This is a genomic window from Mycobacterium sp. E2699 (genome assembly GCF_001666745.1).
In the GTDB taxonomy this organism is placed as follows: Bacteria; Actinomycetota; Actinomycetes; order Mycobacteriales; family Mycobacteriaceae; genus Mycobacterium.
Window position 1 is genome coordinate 15,806 of the sequence record NZ_LZJH01000082.1, and the last position, 12,068, is coordinate 27,873.

General features: G+C 67.2%; 9 protein-coding genes. All 9 read left to right on the forward strand.

Going from position 1 to position 12,068, the window contains the following annotated elements; genetic code table 11:
• The first annotated feature begins 2 nt into the window (after nucleotides 1–2).
• Nucleotides 3–1,487, forward strand: a complete 1,485-nt coding sequence (gene eccB / locus A5696_RS14130) for a type VII secretion protein EccB (RefSeq protein ID WP_067879677.1) — start codon at nucleotides 3–5, stop codon at nucleotides 1,485–1,487.
• 2 nt (nucleotides 1,488–1,489) lie between these two features.
• Complete coding sequence (gene eccCa / locus A5696_RS14135) at nucleotides 1,490–5,704, forward strand: type VII secretion protein EccCa (protein WP_067879680.1); 4,215 nt, start codon at nucleotides 1,490–1,492, stop codon at nucleotides 5,702–5,704.
• 331 nt (nucleotides 5,705–6,035) lie between these two features.
• Nucleotides 6,036–6,335 carry a PE domain-containing protein gene (locus tag A5696_RS14140; protein ID WP_067879683.1) on the forward strand — a complete coding sequence of 100 codons (300 nt, stop codon included), beginning with the start codon at nucleotides 6,036–6,038 and terminating at the stop codon, nucleotides 6,333–6,335.
• 9 nt (nucleotides 6,336–6,344) lie between these two features.
• Entirely contained in the window at nucleotides 6,345–7,544 is a 1,200-nt protein-coding gene (locus A5696_RS14145) for a PPE domain-containing protein (protein WP_067879686.1), read from the forward strand.
• A 125-nt stretch (nucleotides 7,545–7,669) separates the two neighbouring features.
• Nucleotides 7,670–7,993, forward strand: a complete 324-nt coding sequence (locus tag A5696_RS14150) for a WXG100 family type VII secretion target (RefSeq protein WP_067879691.1) — start codon at nucleotides 7,670–7,672, stop codon at nucleotides 7,991–7,993.
• Nucleotides 7,994–8,028: 35 nt separating this feature from the next.
• The gene (locus A5696_RS14155) at nucleotides 8,029–8,316 is read left to right on the forward strand and encodes a WXG100 family type VII secretion target (RefSeq protein ID WP_067879694.1); all 288 of its coding nucleotides are present in this window, start codon (nucleotides 8,029–8,031) and stop codon (nucleotides 8,314–8,316) included.
• Between the two features lie 117 nt (nucleotides 8,317–8,433).
• Nucleotides 8,434–9,264, forward strand: coding sequence for an ESX secretion-associated protein EspG (locus tag A5696_RS14160; RefSeq protein ID WP_067879698.1), 831 nt, complete (start codon nucleotides 8,434–8,436; stop codon nucleotides 9,262–9,264).
• Nucleotides 9,265–9,390: 126 nt separating this feature from the next.
• Nucleotides 9,391–10,419 carry a MinD/ParA family protein gene (locus A5696_RS14165; RefSeq protein WP_156738388.1) on the forward strand — a complete coding sequence of 343 codons (1,029 nt, stop codon included), beginning with the start codon at nucleotides 9,391–9,393 and terminating at the stop codon, nucleotides 10,417–10,419.
• Nucleotides 10,416–11,945, forward strand: coding sequence for a type VII secretion integral membrane protein EccD (gene eccD, locus A5696_RS14170; RefSeq protein WP_082956491.1), 1,530 nt, complete (start codon nucleotides 10,416–10,418; stop codon nucleotides 11,943–11,945). Before A5696_RS14165 ends, eccD begins: the two co-directional genes overlap by 4 nt.
• The last annotated feature ends 123 nt before the right edge of the window (nucleotides 11,946–12,068 follow it).

The window sequence follows — 12,068 nt, forward strand, 5'->3', positions numbered from 1 at the left end:
CAATGCCGTTGAGTTTGTCCAACCGCGACCAGAATTCGGGCCACCTGTTCTACAACCGGCGGCTCCGGGCCGCGACAACCCGCTTCTCGGTGCGGATGAAGCACGACGACCGTAAGCAGACCGCGGCGCTGGCACTGTCGGTGGTGCTGGTGGCGATCGCCTCGGGCTGGATGGTGCTGCTGAATGTGCTCAAACCCAGTGGGGTGGTGGGAGATTCGGCGATCATCGGAGATCGCGAGTCTGGCGCGATCTACGCGCGCATCGACGGCCGCCTGTATCCGGCGCTGAATCTGACCTCGGCGCGGCTGGCAACGGGCACCGCGGGGCAACCAACCTGGGTGAAACCGCCCGAGATCGCGAAGTATCCAACCGGGCCGCTGGTCGGCATCCCGGGGGCGCCGGCGGCGATGCCGGTCAACCGGGGCGCCATGTCGGCGTGGGCCGTCTGTGACACGGCGGGCCGGCCGCGTACTGCGGATAAGCCAGTGGTGACTTCCATTGCGGGGCAGCTCATTGGCGGTCGGGCGATGCCGATGGCCAAGGACGCCGGCCTGCTGGTGACGTTCGAAGGTGCCACCTATGTGATCTGGGGTGGCAAGCGTTCCCAGGTCGATCCCACCGACCGGGCGGTGACCTTGAGCCTGGGGCTTGACCCCGGAGTGACGGTGCCCGTGGAGATTTCGCGGGCGCTCTTCGACGGGCTGCCCGCCACCGAGCCGCTCCGCGTCCCCAACGTGCCGGAGGCCGGTAGTCCGTCGAAGTTCCTGCCGGGCTCGCAGGTGGGTGCGGTGCTGCAGAACCAAACGGCGGGCGGGGGCAGCCAGTTCTACGTGTTGCTGCCCGACGGGGTGCAAAAGGTCGGGGGCTTCGTGGCGGATCTGCTGCGCAGCGCCAACTCCTACGGTTCGGCGACGCCACGGACGGTGACCCCGGATGTGCTGGTCAACATTCCCGAGGTGAATTCTCTGTCGGTGGACTACTACCCGACCGGACGGCTGAATTTCATTGACTCGGCGGCCAATCCGACCACCTGTGTGGGATGGGAGAAGGCGTCGACCGATCCGCAGGCCCGAGTCGCCATCTACAACGGGCGTGGGCTACCGGTCCCCTCGTCGATGGACAATCGGATCGTGCGCCTCGTCCGCGACGACCGCGACCCGGCGTCTGTCGTGGCCAATCAGGTGCTGGTACTGCCGGGCGCCGCGAACTTCGTGACGTCGACCAGCGGGGTGGTCACCAGCGACAGCCGGGAATCGCTGTTCTGGGTGGCCGACAACGGCGTGCGGTTCGGCATCGCCTCCGACGAATCGACGCTGCGCGCGCTGGGCCTGGATCCGGCGGCGGCCGTGCAGGCGCCGTGGCCGCTGTTGCGGACTTTTGCCGCGGGTCCGGCGCTGTCGCAGCAGGCCGCGCTGGTGGCGCGCGACACGGTGCCTGTGCTGGGGCAGGCGAGCGTGCTGACGACATCGGCAAGGGCGGGAGGCTAGAAGTGTCGAAGAGGGCTTTTCCGATCAACCGCATCAGGATCCAGCCGCCGAAACCGGTTCGCGTGGCGCCGAACGCACCGATAGCGCTGCCCGAACGCGAGCCGCGCAATATCTGGGTGATGATCGGCGTACCGGCGCTCATCGTGGCGCTGATCGGCACCATCGTCATGCTGTACGTCTCGGGGGTGCGCAGCCTGTCCACGGGTTTCTTCCCGCTGATGGGGATCGGTGCGTTCAGCATGCTGGCCTTTTCGGGCCGGCTCGGGCGCGCGCGCAAGATCACCTGGGGCGAGTTGGAAAAAGGCCGTCGGCGCTACCTACGTGACCTCGACGGCAACCGCGACGAGGTCCAGACCGCGGTGTGCGCGCAGCGGAATTGGCAGCAGGCCGTGCATTCCGATCCGCGCGGCCTCGGCGCCATCATCGGCGGCCCGCGGATGTGGGAACGCGGGCGCGCCGACGTGGACTTCCTGGAGGTGCGGCTGGGCACGGGCGTGCAGCACGCACCGGATTCAGTGCTGTCGGTGACGTGGCCAGACATCGCCTCGGATGAGGAGCTGGAGCCCGTCACCGGCCAGGCGTTGCGCGATTTCATCTTGGAGCAGCGCAAGATTCGCGATATCGCCAAGGTGGTCAACCTGCGATCCGCGCCGGGGTTCAGCTTCGTCGGCGAGGACCTCAACCGGGTGCGCTCGCTGATGCGTTCGGTGCTGTGCTCGTTGGCGGTGTTCCACAACCCGCGCGACGTCAAGTTGATGGTGGTCACCCGCAACCCCGAGTTGTGGTCGTGGATGGTGTGGCTGCCGCACAACCTGCACGACGAGTTGTTCGACGCGTGTGGGTGGCGGCGGCTGATCTTTGCCACACCCGAAGAGCTCGAGCAGGCGCTGGGCGCGGAGCTGCACATGAAGGGCAAGCGCGGACAGTGGACGCCGTTGGCGGCGGCCAGCCCGACCACGCTCGGTTCAGCCCTGGAGACGGGCCAGCCCGGCGCCGGGGCCGATCTTGGGCCGCACTGGGTGATCGTGGACGACAACACCGGCAGCCCCGAGGCCTGGGAAAGCGTCGTCGGCCAAGTCGGCAAGGCCGGAATCACGGTGCTGCGCATCGCTTCCCGGGCCGGCGTCGGCGTCGGGTTCGACAAGGACCAGCGCTACGAGATGAGCGAACGGCACACCGCGACGGCCGACGGCTCAACCAATGGCGCCGCCAAGGCCGGGCGTAACGGCGACGGCACCGAGGACGACGATGGCCGTCCCGCACCGCTGCTGCGCGCGGGGGGCAAGTTCTTCGCGCACGCCGACCAACTGTCGATCCCGCGCGCCTACCGGTATGCGCGCGCGATGGCCCGGTGGTCGCCGACCAGCGGCACCGAAATCGCCGACGCCGCCAGCGGAGCCGCAGAGTTATTGCGCGCACTGGGAATCAGTGACCCGCGCGATTTGGACGTGGACCGACTGTGGGCCGAGCGGCGCGGCCGCGGCGACGAGCGGTGGTGCGAGATCCCGGTGGGCGCCAAACCGAACGGTGAGTTGCAGAACGTCATCATCCGCGCAAAGGACTTCGGCGGCTTCGGTTTCCACTCGGTGGTCATCGGCACCAGCGGCTCGGGCAAGTCGGAGTTCTTCCTGTCGCTGGTCTACGGCATCGCGCTCACACATTCACCGGAGACGTTCAACGTCATCTTCGTCGACATGAAATTCGAGTCGGCGGCCCAGGACATCCTGGGCATCCCGCACGTGGTGGCCGCCCTGTCGAACCTCGGCAAGGACGAGCGACACCTGGCCGAGCGCATGCGCAGGGTCATCGACGGTGAAATCAAGCAGCGCTACGAACTTTTCACGTCGGTGGGCGCCCGCGACGCCAACGACTACGAGGAGATCCGCCTTGCCGGACGCGATCTCCCGCCCGTGCCGGTGCTGCTGGTAATCGTCGACGAATATCTCGAGCTGTTCGCCAACCACGACAAGTGGATCAACCTGATCATTCACATCGGTCAGGAGGGTCGCGGCGCCAACGTCTTCTTCATGCTGGGTGGGCAACGGCTCGACCTGTCGTCCCTGCAAAAAGTCAAGTCCAACATCGCATTCCGGATCGCGCTGCGCGCCGAATCGGGCGATGACAGCCGTGAGGTGATCGGCACCGACGCCGCCTACCACCTGCCGTCGAAGGAAAACGGCTTCGCGCTGCTGAAGGTGGGCCCGCGTGACCTGGAGCCGTTCCGCTGCTTCTATTTGTCGGCGCCCTTCATCGTGCCGAAGAAGGCCGAGGTGGTCAGGACCGTCGACATGACCTTGACGCAGCCCCGGCTCTACAACTGGCAATACCAGCCGCTGGACGAGGCCGACGCCGCCGCGCTGGAAGCCGCGTCGGCGGCCGACGAGGAACCCGACGAATTCCTTTTGCACGAGGACGGTTTCAAGAAAAAGAAGATCGTCGACGTGCTGCGGGAGTCGTTGCACACCGTGCCGCACCGGGCGCCGCGGCGGCCGTGGCTGGAGCCACTGGAGAATCCCGAGCCCGTCGATGCGGTGGTGGCCGGGTGGCGCGGCAAGCCCTGGCACGTCGACTACGGGCGCAACCCGGGCCTGGTGTTCCCGGTGGGCGTCATGGACATCCCCGAGGAATCCAAACAGGTCGTGCATTCCATCGACGCGCTGCGCAGCAACATCATCGTGGTGGGGGCCAAGCAGCGCGGCAAGACCACCACGCTGATGACGCTGATGTGCTCGGCGGCAATGATGTACACCCCGTCGCGGGTGACATTCTTCTGCGTCGGCGGGGCGACCATGGCGCAGATCGGGTCGCTGCCACACATCGCGGACATCGTGTCGCCCAAGGACACCGAGGGCATCGAGCGGATCTTGAGCAGCATGGACGCGTTGATCGATGCCCGTGAGGACGCATTCCGCCGCGCCAACATCGATCTCGACGGTTTCCGGGAACGGCGGTTCGGGCCTGGCAGCGACGGCCTGGGCGGCACCGATCCCAATGATCCGTTCGGCGACGTCTTCGTCGTGGTCGACGACTACGACGACCTCTACACGAAAGACATGATGCTGGGCGATCGCATCATCTCGCTCAGCAGCCGCGGTCCCGAATACGGGGTGCACGTGATGTGCAGCGCCGGTGGCTGGATTCACGGGCAGCGGCAGAAGCTCTTGCAAAACGCCACCGCGCGAATCCAATTGCGGCTCGCCGATCCGGGGGAGAGCCAGATGGGCCAGTCGGCGATCGAGTCGCGCGAGGCGGCCCGGCGAACATTGGACCGCCCAGGGTTCGGTCTGACGGACTCGCTGCACGAACTGTTGGTCGGCGTTCCCGTGGTGGTCGATCCCGCCACCCGCACGCTGGTGGACACCCCGGGCGTCGGCGCCCGTGTCGCCGAAGTCGCCGGCGTCACCAAGCACGCGGTCCTGCAGCGGCTACCGGAACGCGTTGAGCTGAGCGCGATCCTGGCTGCCCACGCCGCCGCGGACGATCTGTCGATCGCGTTCGCGATCGGCGAGCGTCATCAGCTGGGCCCGGTTCCCCTCCGGCTGGCGGAGAGCCCGGGCCTGATGATTCTGGGCCGGCAGGGCTGCGGCAAGAGCTTGTCGCTGGTCGCCATCGGCGAGGCGGTGATGAGCCGGTTCAGCCCGGAGGAGGCCCAGCTCACGCTGATCGACCCCAAGGCCGCCCCGCACGGGTTGCGTGACCTGCATGCACCCGGTTACGTGCGTGCCTACGCCTACGACCAGGACGAGATCGACCGCGTCATCACCGAGCTCGCCCAGGAGATCCTGCTGCCGCGGCTGCCACCCAAGGGCCTGAGCCAGGAGGAGTTGCGCGCGCTCAAGCCATGGGAAGGGACTCGGCATTTCGTGCTCATCGACGACGTCCAAGACCTGCGGCCGGCGCAGGCGCAGAGTTATCCCGCGACGGCTCCCGTCGGGGCGGCGCTGTGGATGCTGATGGAACGCGCGCGCCAGATCGGGCTGCACGTTTTCACCACCCGCAACAGCACCAACTGGGCGACGCTGCAGATGGACCCGTGGATGCGCTATCAAACGTCGGCGAAGGTCGCGCAGCTTTATATGGACAACGATCCGCAAAACAAGATCAACCGGCTTCTTCGCGCTCAAGCCTTGCCGCCGGGGCGCGGATTGTTGGTGACGGACGAAGCCGACGTCGAGGGGATTTTGGTCGGTATGCCGTCCGCGATCGCCGCGAAATAGTCGGCGCAAGTTGGGTCCCATTACGGCCGAATGCGGTCGGCGGGTGAAAATGCCAATTTCAGTTAGACCGGTGCTGAACTGGCAACCTCCCAGCACTTGTCGGCGCCCCGGACGCAACCTTGGGTGACGCGTTACGGGAGTGGCAATAGCGATATTTGGGGTGCCAGTGGCATTAATTAGACGCAAGTACAATTGCGCGCTGGGCGCCGCCGGTTGGTGAATTGCTACCAGCGAGATCTGCGGATAAAAATTGTGAATACGCGATCTGCGTTCAGGCACTAGACTTGCCCGCATTCGCAGGGATCGGCTGCGAGATCGTTCGGAGGGAAATATGTCGTTTGTCGTACCGCCGGAAGCTGTTTTGAGCTCAGCCGGGGCCGAATCGGCCGTCAGCGCCGAGGTTGAGGGGGCGGCCGCGGCGGCCGCGCCGGCGCTGCTGGGCACCACGCCCATGGGCAATGACCCTGACTCGGCTCTCTTCGCCGCGGCACTGAACGCATGCGGGGGTGCCTACCTGGGCGTGGTGCAGGAGCACGCGGTGCAGCGGGGATTGTTCGCCGGAACGCAGAACATCGCGGCCTGCGTCTACACCGCCACCGAGGCCGCGCGCGCGTTGACGCTCGGGCTGTAAGCGACACCCATGCCCGATCCGGGGTGGGCGGCGCGTCCACCCGAAGCCAACGACCTTCTGCTCAAGACCGGGACCGGCGTGGCCACCATGTTGGCCAACCAAGCCGCCTGGACGGCCTTGGGCGCCAGTCACCACGCTTCGGCCAGCGCGTCGATGATCAATACCGTCGTGACCTCCGCAAGCTGGACCGGGGTGGGGTCGGCGGGTTCGGCCGCGAGCGCCACCGCGCTCAACGCGTCGCTGCACGGATTGGCCGGCTGGGTCGACGTCAAGCCGGCGGTGGTCGCGGCCGCGATCTCGGCCTACCAGATGGCCAACGCCGCCATGCGTCCGGCGCCGGAGTGCAACGCCAACCGTGACGAGGAGGCGGCCGACAACATCGCCAATCCCAGCGTGCTGTGGACGCTGACGCCGCGGATCATCTCGCTCGACACGGAGTACTTCGGCGTGATGTGGCCCAACAACTCCGCGGTCGGCGCCAGTTACGGTGCCATTCTCGCCGGGCTGGCCGAAAGCCTGGCGATCCCGCCTCCGCTGGCGACCATGGGCGCCTCACCCGCCGCCCCGGCGGAAGCGGCGGCGACGGTCGGGGAGGCGGCCGGCGATGCGGCGGCGGGCGACGGGATGCGCGCCGCGTTCCAGGGAGTCCAGACGGGTACGCAGGGTGCCGGCCAGGCGGCGTCGGGCGGCCCGGACATGGGCGGCCAAGTGAGCACCTTCATGCAACCGCTGCAGTCGATGATGGGTGCGGTCCCGCAGGCGCTGCAGGCGCCGTCGCAGCTGATGCAGGCGCCGATGAGCGCGATGCAGCCGCTGCAATCGATGATGGGCATGTTCGCCAATCCGGGCGCACTGGGTGCGGGCGCGGGGGCACCCGCCTCGGCGGTCAGCGCGGTGTCCGCGGCGCCGAGTGCGGCGGCCGGTGTCGGCGGTGGCGGGGCCTCGCTCGGCGGCGCCGGTGTGCCCGCGACCACCTTCACTCGCCCGGTCAGCGCGTTCGAGCCCGGCAGCAGTGGGCGCCCGGTCGGGCTACGTCCAAGTGGGGCACTGGGCGTCGAGTCGGTGCGGTCCCCGACGACAACAACGCCGGCGGCCGGCGGCACCGGAGTCGGCGGCATGCCGGTGGGCCATGCGGCCGGCGGCCACGGCGGGTCGCACAAGAAGAACGAGCAACCCGCGACGGTGCGCGTGGTCGACGAGAGACTCTGAAAAGGCCTGCTCACAGGGTGAATCGACACATCGGGACAGCCGCCATACACTTCGACGCAACCCGAGAAACCAACGGGAACAACACAATAAAGAAAAACGCCTAACCGGATAAGGAGAAATCAACCGTGTCAATTGTTGTCGATGCCAACGTGCTGCGAAGCACCAGCGATGCGATTCAAGCGCACATGGAACACGCGATCGCGATCGCGCAGGGCTACTTGGCCAACCAAGAAAATGTCATGAATCCGTCCACCTGGTCCGGCGACGCGGTCGTCGCCTCGCACATGACGGCGTCCGAAGTTTCCAACGACCTCAACAAGGTCTTGACGGGCGGCACCCGCCTGGCCGAGGGCCTCAAGCAGGCCGCGGCCCTGATGGAAGCCCACGAGGCCGATTCACAGCACGCGTTCCGCGCGCTGTTCGGCGGCTCCGCACAAAACCTCGCTTAACTGCCAACCCATTTCGCTTCAGAGAGGACATCACCATGACAGGCCCCATCGCTTACAACCCGGGCCCGGTGGCCGACTTCGCGGCCGACGTCGGTTCCCGCGCCGGTCAGCTCGACGCCATTCACGCCGACGTTGCCAACAAGACCAACTCGCTGCAGGAGTTCTTCGCCGGCCACGGCGCGACGGGGTTCTTCGACGCGCAGTACCAGATGCTGTCGGGACTGCAGGGCCTCATCGACACGGTGCGCCAGCACGGCCAGACGACCGGCCACGTGCTCGACGCGGCGATCCAGACCGACACCAACATCAGCCACCTTTTCTGAAATCGCCTGCCCCAGCGGCACTGTCGTGTCCAGGGGCGGAGACCAAGGTGGGGCGCCCACGCCTCGCATGTGCCCCACCTTCGGTGTGCCCGGCGACCTGTCTGAGGTGAAAGCGGCTTGCTGACAACGACAATCGACGGCCTGTGGGTGTTGCAGGCGGTGACCGGCGTCGAGCAGCTGTGCCCCGAGCTCGGCCTGCGGCCGTTGCTGCCTCGGCTGGAAACCCCAGAGCTGGCGCTGCGCCACCCGGTGGTCGCGGAACTGAAAGCCTGCGGTGCCCTCGACGAGGCCGGCAACGCGGACCCGATGATCCGGGAATGGTTGACCGTGCTGCTGCGGCGCGACCTCGGGTTGCTGCTGCACATCAACGTGCCGGGGCGGGATCCGACGCGCGCGGCAATCTGCCGGTTCGCCACCTGGTGGGTGGTGTTGGAACGCCACGGCGACCTCGTGCGGCTCCATCCGGCCGGCACCGCCAGCGAGGCGGCCACGGCCACGGAACTCGTGGTGGGGCAAGTCGAGCGATTGTGCGGCGTGGCGGAAGCCGCGCCGCTCCGGCCGGTCACCGTGGACACCAAGGAGCTGCTGGAGTCGGTGCACGACGCCGCCAGCCTGAAATCATTTCTGCTCAGGCAGCGCTTGGACGTCGACCAGCTGCACATCGTCACCATGGCCGCCGATCCGGGGCGGTCGGCCTCGGCGGCCATCGTGGCGGTGCAGGCCGGTGTCGGCCCGGACAAAACGGCCCGATTGGCGATCGGGGAGTCGGCCGTGGCCATCGTCGACACCGCCGCCGGCCGGCTGTGCGTCGAAGGCATGACGTCGGGTGGGCGGCGCTACCAGGTCCTGTCACCGGGATCGCGCAGCGACATCAGTGCGGCGGTGCAGCGGCTCATCCAGAACCTGCCCGCCGGCGAGGAGTGGTACTCCTACCGGCGCGTGGTTTGACCCACGCCGCAAAAGTGTCCGTTACACCAATCACGGGAATGGTAAAGCCCAACTCGGTTCTAATGCACTTCGCGGTTTAGTGGACGGGGAAACGGACTATCGCGAATCGTGTTAGCATCGACGGTCGTGACGACACCTTGGAATGACCCCAATATGTTTGACGAAGAGAGGCTTGGGCGGGGGGATCCGTCAGCGGTGCGCCACCGGGATTCGGTATCGGACACCATGCGTATCACCGATTTAGCCGCCCCCCGAAAAATTCCCCCGGGTTCGGGTTGGCGGAAATTCATTTACGGCCTTTCGTTCCATAAAATAAACCTCGGAGAATCGCCGGGCGAACGCCATTATCGCGAATTAAAGGAACGCATCCGTAGGCACATTCGGCGGCAATTTGTCATCACGCTGGTCTCCGGCAAGGGCGGCGTGGGGGTGTCGACGATGGCCGCGTGCATCGGGGGTGTGTTCCGCGAATGCCGGCCCACCAACGTGATCGCAATCGATGCGGTGCCGGGCTTCGGCACCCTGGCGGACCGGATCGACGAATCGCCGCCCGGTGACTACACCGCGATCATCAACGACACCGACGTGCAGGGTTACGCGGACATCCGCGAACACCTGGGGCAGAACGCGGTCGGGCTCGACGTGCTGGCCGGCAACCGGACGTCGGACCAGCCGAGGCCGCTGGTGCCGGCGATGTTCGCCGGGGTGCTGGCGCGGCTGAGGCGGACCCACAACGTCATGGTGGTCGACACCGCCCCCGACCTTGAACACCCGGTCATGAAAACCGTCCTGGACAACACCGACACCCTGGTGTTCGTCTCCGGCATCACCGCGGACCGGTCCCGGCCGGTACTGCGCGCCATCGACTTCCTCAGCGCGCAGGGCTATCACGAGCTCGTGTCGCACAGCACCGTGATCATCAACCACACCGACAGCGCCGTCGACAAGGACGCCCTGGCCTACTTGACCGAGCGGTTCACCAAGGTCGGCGCGACGGTGGAGGTGATGCCGTTCGATCCGCACCTCGCCAAGGGCGGGATCATCGACACGGTCCACGAGCTGAAGAAGAAGTCGCGGCTGCGGCTCTTCGAGATCACCGCCGGGCTCGCCGACAAGTACGTGCCCGAAGCAGGCGCCGAGAGGGCCCAGCAGTGACGTCGCCCCACAAGGTCGCCTTCCCGGCGCGGTGCGCAGTCAACATCTCCTATGACAAGCACCTGTGCTCGCAGGTGTTCCCCGCGGGAACACCGGTGGAAGGCTTCTTCGAGGGCATGGTGGAGCTGCTCAGCGACGACCTGAAGCGCAAGGGTTTCGACGGCGTGGCCCTGCCGCCGGGCAGCTACGAGCTGCACAAGGTCAATGGGGTACGCCTGGACGTCAACAAGAGCCTCGACGAGCTCGGCGTCCAAGACGGTGACACGCTGGTGTTGGTGCCTCGGGTCGATGGGGAATCCTTTGAGCCGCAGTATGAGTCGCTGTCGACGGCCTTGGCGGCCATGGGCAAGTGGCTCGGCCGCGACGGCGGCGACCGGATGTTTGCTCCGGTGACGGCGCTGACCGCCGCCCATACCGCGATTGTGATCGCGGTGATGGCGGCCGCTGTGGTGGTGGGCCTGACACTGCGGCAACGGACCGTCAGCGACAGCCTGATCCCGGCGGCCGTTGGCGGCGCGGTCGGGCTGCTCCTGGCCATCGCCGCGGTCGTCGTGTTCACGGGATGGCCGCAGCGCCGTGACATGTTCAGCGGATTCGCCTGGCTGACGGTGCTTTTGGTTGCCGTTGCGGGGAGCTGCGCGCCCCCCGGAAAGCTGGGGGCGCCGCACGCAATGATCGGACTGGTCGTCGTGATCCTGGGCGCCATCGCGATCAGCGTGGCGACGCGGAAACGGTGGCAGACCGCGGCGGCGACGGCGGTGGTGACCGTGTGCGGGATCATGGCCGGCGTGGCCGCCGCCCGGATGTTTCGGCCGGTGTCGGTGCAGGTGCTGTCGATCTGCGTGCTGTTCGGTCTGCTGGTGCTGGTGCGAATGGCGCCGACGATCGCGCTGTGGGTGGCGAGGGTGCGGCCGCCGCACTTCGGATCCATCACCGGACGCGACCTGTTCGCGCGCCGCGAGGGCATGCCGGTGGACACCGTGTCGCCGGTGAGCGCCAACGAAACCGAGGACGAGGACGACGAACTGACCGACATCACCGCCCGCGGGGCCGCGATCGCCGCGTCGGCGCGGTTGGTCAACGCGGTTCAGGTGGGCCTGTGCGCCGGGGTGTCGACGGTGTTGCCCTTCGCGGTGTGGGGCGTCCTGGCGCCGGGTCGCCGTTGGGCGTGGCTGGCCCTGCTCGTGGCCGGACTGGTGGTGGGCATCTTCATCACCCAGGGCCGCGGATTTGCGGCCAAATACCAGGCGGTCGCCCTGGTATGCGGGGCATGCGCGGCGGTATGCGCCGGTGTCGTCAAGTACGCGCTGACCGGGCCGAGGAACCTCGAGACCGGGCTGATCTGGCCGGTGGCGCTGGTCGTCGCCTTCGCCGCGCTGGGTTTGGCCGCGGCGCTTTTGGTGCCCGCGACGCGGTTCCGGCCGTTGATCCGGTTGACCGTCGAATGGCTCGAGGTGTTGGCCATGATCGTCTTGCTGCCGGCCGCCGCGGCGCTGGGAGGGCTGTTCACGTGGCTTCGCCACTGATACCGGTGTGCACCCGCGCCGCCGCTGTCGTCGCAACCCTGAGCCTGATCGCGGTTACGGGCAATATTCCTGCTGCCCAAGCTATTTCACCACCCAAAGTCGATCCGGCGGCGGTGCCGCCGG

What these genes read in the sequence shown, in the direction of transcription:
- eccB (WP_067879677.1), top strand. Translation starts at nt 3, where the DNA reads ATGCCGTTGAGTTTGTCCAACCGCGACCAGAATTCGGGCCACCTGTTC.
- A5696_RS14140 (WP_067879683.1), top strand. Translation starts at nt 6,036, where the DNA reads ATGTCGTTTGTCGTACCGCCGGAAGCTGTTTTGAGCTCAGCCGGGGCC.
- A5696_RS14145 (WP_067879686.1), top strand. Translation starts at nt 6,345, where the DNA reads ATGCCCGATCCGGGGTGGGCGGCGCGTCCACCCGAAGCCAACGACCTT.
- A5696_RS14155 (WP_067879694.1), top strand. Translation starts at nt 8,029, where the DNA reads ATGACAGGCCCCATCGCTTACAACCCGGGCCCGGTGGCCGACTTCGCG.